Origin of the sequence: Oceanospirillum linum (assembly GCF_001995095.2) — a bacterium.
Taxonomy (GTDB): domain Bacteria; phylum Pseudomonadota; class Gammaproteobacteria; order Pseudomonadales; family Halomonadaceae; genus Oceanospirillum; species Oceanospirillum linum.
In genome coordinates, this window is sequence record NZ_MTSD02000001.1 from 884,668 (window position 1) to 900,286 (window position 15,619).

Below are 15,619 nucleotides of genomic sequence, written 5' to 3' on the forward strand. Positions count from 1 at the left end.
AAATCGTCAGATCGATAACTTTTTCACCTGGCGGCCACCATAAACAATATTCACCAGCGCACGGGTCACCATAATTGCGGTAAACATAGAGGTGATGATCCCCAGTGACAGCGTCACTGCAAAGCCTTTAACCGGGCCAGTCCCGACGGCAAACAGAATGACCGCTACCAGTAGCGTTGTCAGATTGGCATCAAAAATGGTGACAAAGGCACGCTCAAAACCTGCATGAATCGCCATCTGAGGCGAGGCGCCATTCTGCATCTCTTCTTTAATACGTGAGAAGATCAACACATTAGCATCCACAGCCATCCCGAGAGTCAGGACGATACCTGCAATACCCGGCAAGGTCAGCGTAGCAGACATCAACGACATCAGGGCAGCCAATAAAACCAGGTTCGCCGTTAACGCCACATTAGCGATAAGACCAAATACCCGATAGAACGCCAGCATAAAGATTACAACCATCGCCATACCAATCTGGACAGAAGTAACCCCTAACTCGATATTTTCTTTACCCAGGCTCGGGCCGATAGTGCGTTCTTCGACAAAGTAGATAGGCGCTGCCAAAGAACCCGCACGCAGCAGCAGTGCCAGCTCAGAGGATTCACTGGGTGAGTCCAGACCGGTAATACGGAAGCTGTTACCCAGTGCGCTCTGAATAGTCGCAAGCGAGATAATATGCTTTTCAACAAAAGGCACACGTTTCTCGATCCTTTCGCCCTCGGCCTCAACGATATGCGTCTTAACCTTATGCTCCACAAACAACACAGCCATACGGCGACGGATGTTGTTACGGGTTGCACGATTCATCAGCTTACCGCCCTGGGTATCCAGATCGATATTTACCTGAGGACGACCGTTCTCATCAAAAGCAGACTGCGCATTAGAAACACTGTTACCTGTGATAATGATGTCACGCTCAAGTGTTGCCCGACGGGCCTCATTATCACGGAACGGATACTCTTCGGTATCGAGAACGCCAGCATCTGAACTCGCTTCCAGACGAAATTCAAGATTCGCGGTTGCCCCCAGAATACGTTTGGCTGCAGCGGTGTCCTGAACACCCGGCAACTCAATCACAATACGGTTACGCCCCTGGCGCTGAACCAGAGGCTCAGAGACACCCAGCTCATTCACACGATTACGCAGCGTTGTTAAGTTCTGTTTAACAGCATAATCTTCAATATCACGGGCTGCTTGCTCCGACAATGTCAGGTCAAGAAACAGATCATCGCCTTCCGAGCGCTCTGTCTGAACAAAATCAACAAACTCTTTTCGCAAAAGAGATTTTGCTTTATCCAGGTACTCGTCATTAGTAAAACGAATACTGATCACACCCTCATCACGGGTGATACGGCGATAACGCAAACGCTCACTACGCAGCAAGGTTTTCATTTCGCTGATATAAACTTCATTACGCTGAGCCAGTGCTTCTTTCATATCCACTTCCATCAGGAAGTGCACACCACCGCGCAGATCCAGCCCAAGTTTCATAGGGCCAGCCCCCAGATCCATCAGCCATTGCGGTGTGGTCGGGGCAAGATTCAAAGCAACAACAAAGTCCTGACCCAGAGTACCCTGAATCAAAGTCTTCGCTTTCAGCTGATCTTCATCATGTTTAAAACGAATGATACCGTTATTGTTCTCAATCTCTTCACCAAAGTATTCGATACCCGCTTTATCAAGAGCACGGGTAACCTGGCTAAGATGTCGTTCGCTAACCTGTACTGAGCCGCGTTGGGGCGTCAGCTGCACTGCAGGATCATCCGGATACAGGTTTGGCAACGCGTAAACAACGCCCATTGCCACAACCACAAGAATCAGCAGATATTTCCAGAGAGGATATTTATTGATCATGAGCTGTTACGTTCCTTAAAACACCCGCTCGCAAAACCAACACTGCCGGCAAATGCCGGCAGTATCTGGATCTACTTAGATGGACTTGATGGTGCCTTTAGGCAATACCGCTACGACAGAGGCTTTCTGTACGTTAACTTCGGTGCCTTCTGCGATTTCCATCACAACAAACTCATCAGCGACTTTTGTGATACGGCCCACCAGGCCACCACCAACAACAACTTCATCACCTTTTGAGATACCTGCTACCAGTTCACGATGCTCTTTGGCACGCTTACTTTGCGGACGCCATAACATAAAGTAGAAAATGACAACAAAACCGACCAGAAGGAAAATCTGGCTCATTGCGCTTGGATCAGCGGCTGCGCCACCTTCAGCAAAAGCTGGAGAGATAAAAAAGCTCATTGATGAGTCCTCTATTATTTTTTCAAATGTTTAGAATTGCTAACGTTCAGATTACTAACGTTTTCAAACTGTTTACAGGCAACTGACTGGTAATATCCACATACTTGCAAGAGATGCGGTCAATTTCAGCAATTACAAGGGAATGCCCTTACCACCGCTACGGGCCGCATGCCGGGTATACCAAACTGCGACCTTGCCAGATGAAATACCAACATAGCTAATATAAAGTACCAACATATGGCTCAACCGGTATCGGACACGACACTTGACGACGAGTTCCTGCAGACTTGCCGTCACCAGAGAATTACTCTGCTAATTCAGGTACTTCCCGCCCCAAACGGGCATAGAAGTCACTGACAAAGTCGTCCAATTTACCCTGTTCAATAGCATCGCGCAAACCGGCCATCAGGCGCTGATAATAGCGAAGGTTATGGATCGTATTCAGCTGAGCGCCCAACATCTCCTTACACTTATCCAGGTGATGCAGATAGCTACGGCTAAAATTCTGACAGGTGTAACAATCACACTCTTTTTCCAGCGGGCCATCATCGTGACGGTGCACCGCATTACGAATCTTGATCACACCATCTGCAGTAAACAGATGGCCATTGCGGGCATTACGGGTTGGCATTACGCAATCAAACATATCCACACCCCGGCGCACACCTTCCACCAGATCTTCCGGCTTACCAACACCCATCAGATAGCGTGGGCGATCTTCCGGCATCATCGCCGGCAGGTAGTCCAGTACCTGGATCATTTCATCTTTTGGCTCACCAACCGACAGCCCACCAATGGCGTAACCATCAAAGCCGATGTCCGTTAAACCTTTCAGAGAAACATCACGTAAGTCTTTAAACATGCCACCCTGAATAATCCCAAACAATGCGGAAGGGTTATCGCCATGGGCATCCTTAGAGCGTTTCGCCCAGCGCAGTGACATCTCCATGGATTCTTTAGCCTCTTTGTGAGTCGCCGGGTATGGCGTACACTCATCAAAGATCATCACAACATCAGACCCCAGATCCCGCTGCACCTGCATGGAACGCTCAGGATCGATAAAAACTTTCTCACCATTGACCGGTGAGCGGAATTCCACGCCCTTCTCCGTAATCTTACGCATCGCACCTAAACTGAATACCTGAAAACCGCCGGAATCCGTCAGGATTGGCCCCTTCCACTGGATAAAGTCATGCAGGTCACCATGCTTTTTCACCACTTCGGTGCCCGGGCGCAGCATCAGGTGAAAAGTATTACCCAAAATAATCTCAGCACCGATCTCTTCTATATCACGGGGCAACATACCTTTCACTGTGCCATAGGTGCCTACCGGCATAAATGCGGGAGTCTGAACCTTACCGCGCGGAAAAGTCAGTTCGCCACGGCGCGCCTTGCCGTCAGTAGCTTTCAGCTCGTATTTCATAAAACATTCGCGGGACATAAAAAATCCAAGGGGCGTCACGCCCATCTGTTACTGGGTGTCCGGCTGGTTTTAAACACCAACCGCAAAGCGCTGGCTTAGCTGCTATGTCACCTCGCAGAAAGCCAGTCGCAGCTAAAATTTGCTACGCAACACAATCAACCTTACCGCTTAAGCAGCACTTGGCGGCAGATCGGGCTGAGTATTTTGAGAAATAAACATAGCATCGCCATAACTAAAAAAACGATACTCCTGTTCCACAGCTTCTTTATAAGCCTGCATCATAGTGCTATAGCCAGCTAAGGCACTGACCAGCATCAAAAGCGTGGATTCCGGCAAATGAAAGTTCGTCAGCAGTGAATCAACCACCTGAAAACGATAACCCGGATAAATAAAAATATTAGTATCAGTCTGAACCGGCTCAATCTCACCGGGTATACTGCTTAACTTCGCTGCAGTTTCCAGGCAACGGACACTGGTTGTGCCCACAGCAATCACTCGATTACCACGCGCCTTAGTCTCTTTAACCTGCTGGCAAACAGCAGCACTCACCTGCACAAATTCCGAGTGCATGTGATGTTCGAAAATATTGTCAGCCTTTACCGGCTGAAACGTACCGGCACCAACGTGTAGTGTCACAAAGGCCGTTTTGACCCCTTTATCTGCCAGAGACTGCAGTAACGCTTCATCAAAGTGTAAACCAGCCGTTGGGGCTGCCACAGCTCCAGCATTTTTGCCATAAACCGTCTGATAACGTTCACGGTCTTCCAGCTCATCTTCCCGGTCTATATAAGGAGGCAACGGCATATGACCAATTTTCTCCAACAGCTCCAGTAGATCAGCCTGCGGATCAAATTGAATCTCAAACAAAGCATCCTGGCGACCCAGCACTTCAACCTCAGAGTCATCCTGCAGAATCAGTTTTGCTCCCGCTTTGGGCGAACGACTGGATCTTATATGCGCCAACGCCCTGTTATCTTCCTGCAGGCGCTCCAGCAGAATTTCTATTTTTCCACCGGACTCCTTACGACCAAACAAGCGCGCCGGTATCACACGGGTATCATTAAACACCATGAGATCTCCCGGCTGAACCAGATCCAGAATATCGGTAAACTGACCATGGCTTAGGACACCGGACTCACCATCAACCTGTAGTAAACGACTGGCAGTGCGTTCTTTTGTGGGGTAACGGGCGATCAGGGATTCGGGCAGATTAAAAGTAAAATCAGTTCGTAGCATTGGGAGTCTTAGGTTATCTGCAGGGAAAAGAAGACAGGAATATTATCGGAAACTAGCAATGAAGTCATTGACGGCGCAGGAGATTCTTTTATAATGCGCCTCACGTTTGTACAGATACTTCTACACACGAGTGTGTCACCTGTATTACAAACTGTGCCAGTGTGGTGAAATTGGTAGACACGTCGGATTCAAAATCCGATTCCTTCGGGAGTGCCGGTTCGATTCCGGCCACTGGTACCACTTATTCTTTCAACAAAAGCTCACAGAGATGTGGGCTTTTGTTGTTTTTACCTCTCATAAATGCTCTCTCCCTGATCTCCTGTCTATTTCCGGGTCATCTGTGCCTTTTTTGTGCGCATTGATATCCTTAAATCCGGTACTAATATCCAGAACTCTCAAAGACTTAACTCATCAACACAGCATTGCCAGCAGACCGGAAACTCCGGTTTTCCGGGTCGTCTCCGTGTCGTTTCCTGATTTTTAGGGTGTACCGAAGCTGAATGCGTCAACTTGCATTAGCAATAAGAAGTGTTAATAAGTTAGAATTAAACTGGTAATTTTAAGGTGAGACATGGAAGGTCGAACTCTTCTTACAAAGGGACTAAATCACTCCCCCTCTATAGAAGTTCGCTTTCCCTTGCTGGCATCGTGTTTATGACATCAGGGCTGAACAATGGATAGTGACAAACGCTTTACAAAGATCTCTTCAGGTATTGTTTCCGACAATCAAACTGGTCTGCAGTGGACAACATTTGTTATCGGCCAAAAGAAAAATGAGTCAGGTGTCTTTTCTGGTGATGCAAAAGCCTTCTCTTGGCGGCAACTTAATGCACTACTTAAAAAGCTCAATACCGAAAAAGGATATGCAGGCTACCAAGACTGGCGTATTCCCTCTGCTAAAGAAGTTCAAGAACTGTTTACAGCGGACTGTAACTCGGAGGTAATCTCTAGTGATGATGATTCAGTATTCTGGACGTCCACCCGTGACAGCGAAGGCATGGCCTTCTCCGCCCAAAAGTCTTTGGTAAGAATTCAAAGTATGCCGTCTACGGAAAAGTTAGCCGTTAGACTCGTCAGGTTGCAGCAAAGTAAAACTGCAGATTCAAATAATGTTAGGATTCCGCAAGTTGAAGGGACAGATGTTATTTCGAGTCTAAAGAGCAATGTAAATCAGGCTATCAAACAAACGGCAGTTGATGCAGAAGCACTTCGCGATAGAGGAGTCGCGAAGTTTAAAGAAGCAGGGCTGGATCAAAAGTTACAGAAGGCTCGGGATAAGGTCGATGAGTTAGCCCCTAAAGGGCAGAAAATCCTTAAAGACAAGATCGCACAGCTTACAGAGGATACCGAGGAACAATCAGGGTTTCTTGCGCGATACGATAAAAAAACGAAGCGGATACTTTACTTATATCTCGCGATGGTTTTCCTGTCTGGTTTCTTCTTTATCTATATCTTACAGATCATCCTCTACATCATAAGCTTGTTCAGTGACAGTTCTCAGGGCATGAGTTTCTTCGGCACAGTATTCCCCTTCTTTGACTGGGAATACTACAAAGCCTCGTATTACACGACCCTGTTCCTAACACCTGTCATCCTGCTTGGTTCTCTTTTTGCTTGGTTCCGTAACTCAAACGGTCGTGCTGTAGCAAAAGCCTTTAATGGCAAGGAGTTAATACCAGGTCACATCAAGAACAAGAAGCTCCAAAAACTTGATCTGATGGTTGAGAAAATGGCAAAGCAGGCCAATATACGAAAACCCGCTGTGTTCATCATTAAAGACTCTTCAGTAAATGCCTTTGCAGCAGGGAAGTCTGAAGATGACTCTATCATTGGTGTTACAACAGGACTGCTTCAACGATTTGATCAGCAAGAAATTCAAGCTGTCGTTGCCCATGAGTTCGGTCATATCATCAACAAAGACGTCAAAATTAGTATGCTTGCTATGGCTGCCGTATTTGGCTTTTCATCAATCGCTGTTGTTGCCTTAGCAATTTGGATGTCTCGTAACCTATTATCCGATGGCAGTACACAAGCCCGAGCACAACTTGCATTATGGTTTGGGGTGCTAGCACTTCTTGTTCTTCTAGTGGGAGGCATCATGGCTCTCTGTGGGTTCTTAATGCAGAAAGCAATTTCTAGGCAGCGTGAATTTTTTGCAGATGCAGAGTCTGTAAAGCTTACAGGGTCGAATAAGGGCTTAATATCAGCATTAGAGAAAATAAGGGATAACACCTACCCAACAGCAGTCGAAAATAAGATGAGCCTACAGTTTTCACATGCCTTCATTTTCGGCAGTAAGATTTTCAATCTGCTTGATACTCACCCTCCGCTTGATGAGCGAATTGAAAGGCTCAAGTCTGAAGATGCCCAAAACGACTTATAGATAATCCCGTAACTAACCGCTTTTCAAACATACATTATTTCTCTGATATCCATTCTGTCGGAGAAGGAGTATGAAAAAACGGTTTCGTTTCACCAATGACAAAATTCGCGCCTTACCCCCGAACCCGCCGGATGCCCGTGGTACGGATTTGGAGTTCTCGGACACCGACGTCATGGGGCTGAAGTGTCTGGTGGGCAAGTCGGGTAACAAGCGTTGGTTGCTGCGCTATCGAAGTCCATCTGGTAAACGTCGAAGCATTGCTTTAGGTCGGTTCCCGGATATGGATGTGGCGTTAGTGCGTAAAGCCACCCGAAAGTTATCTTCCTATGTCAGCTCTTTTATGCTTCCGATTACAGATAATCCTCCCTCACCTTTACCCTACTCATCCAGCGGACAGCCCCCAGAAGCAAGCGGCCACGTCGCCCGTTGAGTGCAGCGTATGGGAGGAGGCTGCAGGTGCTGTGCTGCGAATAAGTGGTATGAAATCTTCTTAAAAGATTTACCGGTATGCACCCCAATCTAATGATCATGATGTCAGCTGCCTGCACAACGGTAATCCTAGATATTTTGGATCGCCAAAATACGACAAAATTGTTTTTCGGCTAAAATAACCACTGTTAGACTGTTAGTTATGTTGAAATTCCATCTGTACCTTAAGGTTCTCTAAAATGGCTATAGCAAATATTAATACAGAAATGCTGATTTGGGCGCGTGAGCGCTCAGGCTTCTCTGTATCTGAGTTCGCTAGGAAGTGCCAGGTTACAGAGGAAAAGCTTGTAGAGTGGGAGTCTGGTGCAAAAGAGATTACATTTAATCAGGCTATGACGTATGCCAACAAAGCTCATATTCCCTTTGGCTACCTCTTTCTGGATAAACCACCTATCGAAGAGCTGCCAATACCGGATTTACGCACCGTCGAAAGCCGGGCACTTGATAAAGCAAGTCCAGAGTTGATCGAAGTGACAAAACTAATGTTGCAAAGGCAAGAGTGGTACAAGGAGTATCTCAGGCAACATTTCTCTGCCCCATGTCAGGTTGTAGGGCGCTTTTCTGTTGAAGATAGTGTTATGAAGATCGTTTCTGATATGAGAAGTAAACTTTCAGTCGGAGCCCATCCTGATAGAGGGACATGGGAAGATTACTATCGTGATTTAGTAAAGCGCATAGAAGAGAATGGGATTCTTGTTATGCGCCAAGCAGATCTTGGGCATCATACCAGACCGTTAAAAGTGGAAGAGTTCAGAGGTTTCGCAATTGTAGATGAACTGGCTCCAATTATTTTTGTTAACCATGCTGACTCCCCTGGAGCCAGGCTTTTTACATTAATACACGAACTATGTCACATCTGGATTGGACAGTCTGGTATTTCTGACGGAAATCCATCTACTCACAGGAAAGAAGAAGTGCTCTGCAATAGTGTCGCGGCAGAGTTTCTGGTCCCTGAAGCTGAGTTCAGTGATTTGTGGTCACATGCTGTTGATGACTGGACTGAAAATTTAGTGATTTTGGAAGGGCACTTCCATGTTAGCCGATGGGTTCTCGCTCGCAGAGCATTAACTCTCAGCTATATCCATAGTGATGAGTATGCAAGCTTTATTGCAGAAGAAAAAGCCAGGTATACAAAGCAGACTGGCAACGGTGGGCCCACATATTACAAAACAAAAAAGTCTCAAATTAGCCAGCTCTTCTCAAAAGCAGTTGTCAGTCAAGCTATGGCTGGACAGCTCCTCTTACGTGAAGCAGGCCAGTTATTGGGTGGAATGAAGCCGGGAAACATCGCTAACTTTGCTGAGGAGCTGGGCATTTGAGATATTTGTTGGATGCAAATACTTATATTCAGGCAAAAAACCAGTATTACGGTATGGATATCTGTCCCGCATATTGGGAGTGGTTAGATCAGCAGTGTGATGCCGGTATTGTTGGTAGTGTGGACATGATTGGCCGAGAACTGAAAGACGGAAATGATGAGCTTGCACAGTGGGCCAAAGACCGCTCGCAGCACTTTATAGAAAATGATGATCAGGCGACCCAAGCAGAGTTTATGAATATTCTTCAGTTTGTAATGGCTGGAGATTATAACCAAAAGAACAGGGATGATTTTCTCGCCAAGGCCGATCCTTGGATTATTGCTAAAGCAAAAACCATTGGTGCAACAGTTGTTACTCATGAGGCATTACTCGCTCCTCAAACCAGAAAAGTGAAAGTTCCCAATATCTGCAATCGATTCGGAGTTCCGTGTATAGATACCTTCAGCTTTTTGAGAAAACTAAAAGCGAAGTTTGTTCTATCCGCTGGGATCTGAATAAATTATGCGGGTTTTAGCTATCAGGCTATCCAACAACAACCAAAGCTCTACAGCACAAACCAAGACCAAAAAAGAATCAATACCTGTATATTCAAAGAGTTACCAATGATAGCCACCACCCTTCCAAAGATTCAGAATCCGATTCCTTCGGGAGTGCCGGTTCGATTCCGGCTGGCACCAACGAAAAAAGCCGGAAACAGACATATCCATTTCCGGCTTGCAGTTTTTTTCTTAACCCTGGCTTAGTGTTGTTCAATCATAAAATGATCGAAGAACTTAGCCAGTTCATCATGGGCGGTGACCGGCAGGATGGTGGCGACATGCTGGTCAGGGCGCACCACGACTACACAGCCATTTTTACGATCTACGCCGCGCAGATCAAAAATGTCATTGCCAACCTGAGACTGAAAAACTTTCTCGTAATCGTGCAGGCCATACTTGCCTTTAGCCGGCCACAAGTATGGGTGCAGGTCGTGCATGGACAGATCCTGCTGCTGGAAGACAGCATAGGTATCAATGACAGAATCAATATCGGTGCCTTTTGGGGTGTATCTCTGCACCGGGGAGGCGGCATCATTGGCCAGAAAATCGATCAGTTTATAAACATCTGATGATGCCTCGGCGGGGTTTTGCTCTCCGCCAAAGACAAACAGTCGCCAACGGCCATCGGCTTTGACCAGATGCCCCAGGTGCTGAATACGGCCATCAGCTGTGCGCTGAGCCTCAGCAGAGTGAAAGCGCTGACCAATTTTAAAGCCCGGAGCCAGACTCTGATGCACCTGTCCCGTACAGATATAGGATGGGAAATATTCAATTGCAGTACCTGATACAAAGCCGCTCTGTCGCTTCATAAAGGCTTCAATCTTAGCGGTATCGACCCGAGCCTGATCAGAGCTATCCTCTGTAGCAGGACGTGTTGCCACCAGTTTCGACAGTTCGCGATCAGCATCAATCAGCTGCTGAGCAACTTTACGGCGCTCTGTTTCATAGGTGTGCAACAGCTTAGGATCGGACTTGCCTTGCAGAACAGAAGCCAGCTTCCAACCCAGATTAAAGGTATCCGGCAGAGAGGTATTCAGCCCCCAACCACCTTTCGGGCTATGGGTATGGCAGGCATCACCGGCGACAAAAGCCCGAGGGATCACACTCTCAGGACTGCCTGCAGGTCGATTATCAAAGCGTTCAGCGATACGTTGACCTACTTCGTAGATTGACCACCAGGCCACTTCTTTAACATCCAGTGTGTAGGGATGGAAAATCTGTTGCGCTTTAGCCACAAGGTCTTTTTCGGTCAGTTTGACATCTCTGGCACGTTTATCTTTAGCCAGCTGATCCAGTTCAACATAAAAACGGCACAGATAACCGCCTTCACGGGGAATGGTCATAACGGCGCCATGATCTTTGGATTGAATAAAGCTCTTCACGCGGATATCAGGAAAATCAGTGTTGAGCAGAATATCCATGACACCCCAGGCCTTATTCGCAGAGTCGCCCTGCAGCTCAATCCCCATGCTTTTTCGTACGCGACTGCGGCCACCATCACAACCCACCACATAGCGGGCTTTAACGGTTTCAACCTTGCCGTTGCCCTCATCATCTGAGCGCTTAAAGGTCGCCGTAATCGGGTAAGCAGCCGGGTCCTGCGTCAGGTTGTCATCGATTTCAAGATCGACCAACTCACGGCTGTAGTGGGGTTCGAGATTGGTGATCGAATGTCTCATGCCATCGATCAGTAGCTCATGCAGACGTGCCTGATTGACAATACTATGGGTAAACTCTGACAGCCCACCACGGGCATCCGATATTTTCTCTGTCCGCTTGATGTTTTGCGGGTTATCCGCATCAGGTTCCCAGAAGGTGTTCTGCTTCAGCTGGTAGGCTTCTTTCACGACCATCTCACCGCTATTGAACGCCTCCATAATTTCTATCGTGCGGCAGGAGATACCGTCAGCACGACCAAAAAGCAGCGGACCCGGGGCCATGTCAACAATACAGGTTTTAATATCATCGAACTCGGACATTTGCCGCGCCATGGTCAAACCTGCGGGGCCTGTACCAATGATCAGGACATCAACCTGAGTGGGCAGATCCAAAACAGGAGGGTTCGGATAAGGTTTCCGTGCCGCGTCAGGAATCTGATAGTTACCGGGCTTAAAGCCATTGAGGTGATATTGCACGATATGCTCCTTTTAGAGGCACTTGATCGGTATTATTATTTTAAAGTAGTTAACATGTTAATTTGATTCAAGTCAACCAGGTTAAGATCTATGCCCTGGCGAAGCGCCAGCTATCGCGGATACAGCAGAAGAACCGCCAACCTATAAGTTTTCCTCATAGATTAATGAATTATTACCATTTTTTTTCATTAATGAATCTCAGTATAACTGCACCTGTTATCAACTTAATTCCACTTCGCCTCTGGCACCCGGCACCCGGAAGATGCGAAGTACACCCAAAAAATAGCCTGACTGAAGGCGTCTGATAAGAGCATCGACCGCTCCGGACAAAACCAAATATTCAGATCATCTTTCAACGCATTCGGATACCAGACTGACATGAACAACGTATTCAAATTTGATATCAACAGAATTACTTTCGACGAGAATTATCACCCTTCGGAAGGCACACGTTTAACCACGAATTTTGCCAATTTAGCCCGGGGTGAAAGCCGCAAAGAGAACCTGAGCAATGCCCTTGAGATGATTAATAATCGTTTTAATGCGCTGGCTGATTGGGATAACCCGCAGGGCAATCGCTTCTCAGTGGAACTGGAGATTGTTTCTGTTGATATGGATATCAACCATCCGGAGTCCGGAGAAAAATTCCCGGCTATTGAGATTTTAAAAACCAGCATTGTGGATCATAAGACCAACAAACGTATTGAAGGCCTGGCGGGCAACAACTTCTCATCGTACGTGCGCGATTATGATTTCAGTGTTTTGCTTCTCGATCACAATAAGGGCCGAAGTGAATTTTCTGTTCCTGACAATTTCGGCGACCTGCACGGCAAGCTTTTCCAGAGTTTTATCCATTCAGAAGCTTACCAAGCTCAGTTCGAAAAGCCACCGGTCATCTGCCTGAGTGTCTCCGATAGCAAAACCTACTACCGTACTGACAACCAGCATCCGGTGCTGGGCTTTGAATATACCCCCAACGAATCCTCTTTAACTGAACAGTATTTTAAGAAAATGGGTATGGAGGTGCGCTACTTTATGCCGCCTAAGAGTGTGGCTCCACTCGCTTTCTATTTTTTTGGCGACTTGCTGAATGATTACAGCAATCTTGAGCTGATCGGCACCATCAGCACCATGGAAACATTCCAGAAGATCTATCGCCCAGAGATTTACAACGCCAACGCCGCAGCGGGTCAGCATTACAAACCTAACCTGAAAAACAGGGATCACTCATTAACTCAGATCGTTTATGACCGAGAAGAACGGGGCCAACTGGCCGTTAAACAGGGCCACTTCACTGAAGAGAGCTTTATCAAGCCCTATGGTGATCTGCTTGAGAAGTGGGCAGATCAATACGCCCTGTAATGCCACAAATAATATAATTAAGAGATAAACATCAGCTATGAAACAACTATTACCTACATCCACTGCGGGCAGTCTGCCTAAACCTTCCTGGCTTGCGGAGCCGGAAAAGCTCTGGTCCCCCTGGAAGCTTCAGGGTGAAACACTAACCGAAGGTAAAGAAGATGCACTGCGTGTGGCCTTACAGGAACAGCAGCAGGCCGGTATCGATATTGTCAGTGATGGTGAACAAACACGTCAGCACTTCGTCACAACCTTTATCGAGCACCTGAGTGGTGTCGATTTTGAAAACCGCAAAACGGTCAGAATCCGTGATCGCTACGATGCAAGTGTACCAACGGTTATCGGCCCGGTGGCTCGTCAGAAACCTGTGTTTGTTGATGATGCAAAATTTCTTCGCCAACAGACCGACAAACCGATCAAGTGGGCTCTGCCCGGCCCGATGACTATGATCGATACACTCTACGATGATCATTACAAAAGCCGGGAAAAGCTGGCCTGGGAGTTTGCCAAAATTCTGAATCAGGAAGCAAAAGAACTGGAAGCAGCGGGTGTGAATATTATCCAGTTTGACGAACCCGCCTTTAACGTCTTCTTCGATGAGGTGAACGCCTGGGGAATCGCTTGCCTGGAAAGAGCCATTGAAGGGCTGAAATGCGAAACAGTGGTCCACATCTGTTACGGCTACGGTATTAAAGCGAATACAGACTGGAAGAAAACACTGGGCTCTGAGTGGCGTCAGTACGAAGAGGTCTTCCCTAAACTGCAGCAATCCAGTATCGACATTATCTCTCTGGAGTGTCAAAACTCGCACGTTCCCATCGAGCTACTGGAACTGATTCGGGGTAAGAAAGTGATGGTGGGGGCCATTGATGTTGCCACCAACCGGATAGAAACAGCGGAAGAGGTTGCCGATACGTTGCGAAAAGCCCTGCAGTTCGTTGATGCAGACAAGCTTTACCCCTGCACAAACTGCGGTATGGCTCCTCTATCCAGAAAAGTAGCACGAGGTAAACTTAAGGCCTTAAGCGCAGGGGCAGACATTATCCGCAAAGAGCTGGCCGCGGGCAAATAGCCATCCGCTCAATGGCGCTTTTTTTAGAAACACGCCTTTATAAGCAAATCCCCCTCTGCAAACAAAGAGAGCCCTCATCAGGGGGCTCTTTGTTTATCAGTGGTACTGGTTTATCAGTGGTGCTATTTTCAGCCCAACAGGTGCTGGCAAAACCGAACAACCTGCATTAATACAGCGCTTTCTGCTCAGCTTCCTGCCAGGTCAGCATAAGCCTCAGATCGAGTTCCAGCTGAAAATAATCCGGCTCCATATGTTGGCAAAGCTGATAAAAGCTCTTGTTGTGCTCCCGCTCCTTCAGGTGGGCCAGTTCATGTACCAGAATCATTCTGAGAAAAGCTTCAGGACACCGCTTAAAGCAAGGGTCGATGCGAATCTCATGGCTGGCTTTTAACTTGCCACCATGGGCGCGGGTGATATGTGCATTTAACCCCAAGGCATGATGAATCACACTTACCTTGGGGTCGAAGGTAATTCTTTTTAAAGGTGGAGACTTCTTCATGTAGCGCTGTTTAAGCTCCAGCCCATACCGATAGAGCTGATCATTGCTGCTGTACTGATGGCACTTAGGGTAGCGCTGTAACAGATGCTTATGCAGGCACTTTTGTTCCAGCAGCTCTTTAGCCCTCTGCTGGATACCTGCTGGGTAGCCTTTCAGATAGATCATAGACGGGGGTTAACCTCTGGCCGTTACCACCTGCTCATTTCAGGCTATAACCGGGTTGATTCCATAGCCTGCCGGAGCTTCCGGTCCGGCCAGGGTTTTGCGGCAGGTGGTGCTATTCTTTCCTGCACAGTTACTCCATAGCCTTTCTGGGTGATCTCTGTCATCCCGAGGGCATTACGGATGTAAACACCTTTACCTCTGAACATGGCTACATCCAGATCGCCGTTAAAGATAAAGCCACCCCAGAAGTCTGTCCCCCGAATACCTATGGTTGCAACAGGAGTTTCAACCTCAAACTGCGGATCAGACTGCTGACCAATCGCCCCGGTAATCGCCCTGAACGCCCCTGTTACCAGCTTAAACTGAGCATCTGACGTTCCGGCAACCGGATCAAACCGATAACGTTTAATCTCAAACTCTGTTGTATTCGCCAGTAGAATTCTTGAGTTATCTCTCATTCTCAAGCCAACGCGGCCAGAAGAGGCCGTTATTACACGATCCCCCTCCTGCAGAATAGTGTGCTCTTTGAGCTGCTCTATCTTGCCTGACCTGAACAACTGAACACGCCCCTGAATCTGAATGATATTGCCAACCATAGGTTGAGAATCATCCTCCGCATAGGCCACAGGATCAAAGCAACAGCAAACCAGCAAAATTAAACTAAGGTACTTTAAGGAGTGCACACGGAGCCCCCTCTGTTGGCAAAGTGACAGCCTGAGATTAAACAGACTCACT

13 protein-coding genes and 1 tRNA gene are annotated in these 15,619 nt (G+C 47.3%); 7 read left to right on the top strand and 7 right to left on the bottom strand.

Annotation, left to right across the window (positions count from 1 at the left end; translation table 11 throughout):
* Positions 1–6 precede the first annotated feature (6 nt).
* From secD to queA, 4 genes are all read right to left on the bottom strand, one after another.
* Positions 7–1,857 (bottom strand): protein translocase subunit SecD, encoded by a 1,851-nt coding sequence (secD, locus tag BTA35_RS04165; RefSeq protein WP_077243130.1) that lies wholly within the window; start codon positions 1,855–1,857, stop codon positions 7–9.
* Between the two features lie 75 nt (positions 1,858–1,932).
* A complete protein-coding gene (gene yajC / locus BTA35_RS04170; protein ID WP_077243131.1) occupies positions 1,933–2,262 on the bottom strand; it encodes a preprotein translocase subunit YajC in 330 nt (109 codons plus the stop codon).
* Positions 2,263–2,566: 304 nt separating this feature from the next.
* Positions 2,567–3,685 (bottom strand): tRNA guanosine(34) transglycosylase Tgt, encoded by a 1,119-nt coding sequence (tgt, locus tag BTA35_RS04175; RefSeq protein ID WP_430522265.1) that lies wholly within the window; start codon positions 3,683–3,685, stop codon positions 2,567–2,569.
* A 168-nt stretch (positions 3,686–3,853) separates the two neighbouring features.
* Positions 3,854–4,921, bottom strand: coding sequence for a tRNA preQ1(34) S-adenosylmethionine ribosyltransferase-isomerase QueA (queA, locus tag BTA35_RS04180; RefSeq protein ID WP_077243133.1), 1,068 nt, complete (start codon positions 4,919–4,921; stop codon positions 3,854–3,856).
* A 155-nt stretch (positions 4,922–5,076) separates the two neighbouring features.
* On the opposite strand from queA, the gene BTA35_RS04185 reads away from it, so the two are divergent.
* The 5 genes from BTA35_RS04185 to BTA35_RS04205 all read left to right on the top strand — a co-directional run bounded on the left by BTA35_RS04185 (position 5,077) and on the right by BTA35_RS04205 (position 9,606).
* A tRNA-Leu gene (locus tag BTA35_RS04185) sits at positions 5,077–5,161 on the top strand.
* 433 nt (positions 5,162–5,594) lie between these two features.
* Positions 5,595–7,304 (top strand): M48 family metalloprotease, encoded by a 1,710-nt coding sequence (locus BTA35_RS04190; RefSeq protein WP_077243134.1) that lies wholly within the window; start codon positions 5,595–5,597, stop codon positions 7,302–7,304.
* A 70-nt stretch (positions 7,305–7,374) separates the two neighbouring features.
* A complete protein-coding gene (locus tag BTA35_RS04195) occupies positions 7,375–7,734 on the top strand; it encodes an Arm DNA-binding domain-containing protein (protein WP_077243135.1) in 360 nt (119 codons plus the stop codon).
* A gap of 238 nt (positions 7,735–7,972) precedes the next feature.
* Positions 7,973–9,112: an XRE family transcriptional regulator gene (locus BTA35_RS04200; protein ID WP_077243136.1), complete on the top strand. Its 1,140-nt coding sequence runs from the start codon at positions 7,973–7,975 to the stop codon at positions 9,110–9,112.
* Entirely contained in the window at positions 9,109–9,606 is a 498-nt protein-coding gene (locus tag BTA35_RS04205) for a DUF4411 family protein (protein WP_077243137.1), read from the top strand. The genes BTA35_RS04200 and BTA35_RS04205 overlap by 4 nt, the downstream gene beginning before the upstream one ends.
* A gap of 245 nt (positions 9,607–9,851) precedes the next feature.
* On the opposite strand, the gene BTA35_RS04210 is transcribed toward BTA35_RS04205, so the two are convergent.
* On the bottom strand, positions 9,852–11,786 hold the full coding sequence (locus tag BTA35_RS04210; RefSeq protein ID WP_077243138.1) for an FAD-dependent monooxygenase: 1,935 nt from the start codon (positions 11,784–11,786) through the stop codon (positions 9,852–9,854).
* Between the two features lie 378 nt (positions 11,787–12,164).
* Here BTA35_RS04210 and BTA35_RS04215 point away from each other — a divergent pair, with 378 nt between their 5' ends.
* A complete protein-coding gene (locus BTA35_RS04215; protein WP_077243139.1) occupies positions 12,165–13,148 on the top strand; it encodes a DUF1852 domain-containing protein in 984 nt (327 codons plus the stop codon).
* 37 nt (positions 13,149–13,185) lie between these two features.
* Positions 13,186–14,220: a methionine synthase gene (locus tag BTA35_RS04220; RefSeq protein WP_077243140.1), complete on the top strand. Its 1,035-nt coding sequence runs from the start codon at positions 13,186–13,188 to the stop codon at positions 14,218–14,220.
* Between the two features lie 166 nt (positions 14,221–14,386).
* Here BTA35_RS04220 and BTA35_RS04225 read toward each other — a convergent pair whose 3' ends face one another.
* A complete protein-coding gene (locus tag BTA35_RS04225) occupies positions 14,387–14,884 on the bottom strand; it encodes a YgjP-like metallopeptidase domain-containing protein (protein WP_077243141.1) in 498 nt (165 codons plus the stop codon).
* A gap of 44 nt (positions 14,885–14,928) precedes the next feature.
* Positions 14,929–15,567: a FecR family protein gene (locus BTA35_RS04230; RefSeq protein ID WP_077243142.1), complete on the bottom strand. Its 639-nt coding sequence runs from the start codon at positions 15,565–15,567 to the stop codon at positions 14,929–14,931.
* Between the last annotated feature and the right edge of the window lie 52 nt (positions 15,568–15,619).

What these genes read in the sequence shown, in the direction of transcription:
- secD (WP_077243130.1), bottom strand. Translation starts at nt 1,857, where the DNA reads ATGATCAATAAATATCCTCTCTGGAAATATCTGCTGATTCTTGTGGTT.
- yajC (WP_077243131.1), bottom strand. Translation starts at nt 2,262, where the DNA reads ATGAGCTTTTTTATCTCTCCAGCTTTTGCTGAAGGTGGCGCAGCCGCT.
- tgt (WP_430522265.1), bottom strand. Translation starts at nt 3,685, where the DNA reads ATGAAATACGAGCTGAAAGCTACTGACGGCAAGGCGCGCCGTGGCGAA.
- queA (WP_077243133.1), bottom strand. Translation starts at nt 4,921, where the DNA reads ATGCTACGAACTGATTTTACTTTTAATCTGCCCGAATCCCTGATCGCC.
- BTA35_RS04190 (WP_077243134.1), top strand. Translation starts at nt 5,595, where the DNA reads ATGGATAGTGACAAACGCTTTACAAAGATCTCTTCAGGTATTGTTTCC.
- BTA35_RS04195 (WP_077243135.1), top strand. Translation starts at nt 7,375, where the DNA reads ATGAAAAAACGGTTTCGTTTCACCAATGACAAAATTCGCGCCTTACCC.
- BTA35_RS04200 (WP_077243136.1), top strand. Translation starts at nt 7,973, where the DNA reads ATGGCTATAGCAAATATTAATACAGAAATGCTGATTTGGGCGCGTGAG.
- BTA35_RS04215 (WP_077243139.1), top strand. Translation starts at nt 12,165, where the DNA reads ATGAACAACGTATTCAAATTTGATATCAACAGAATTACTTTCGACGAG.
- BTA35_RS04220 (WP_077243140.1), top strand. Translation starts at nt 13,186, where the DNA reads ATGAAACAACTATTACCTACATCCACTGCGGGCAGTCTGCCTAAACCT.
- BTA35_RS04225 (WP_077243141.1), bottom strand. Translation starts at nt 14,884, where the DNA reads ATGATCTATCTGAAAGGCTACCCAGCAGGTATCCAGCAGAGGGCTAAA.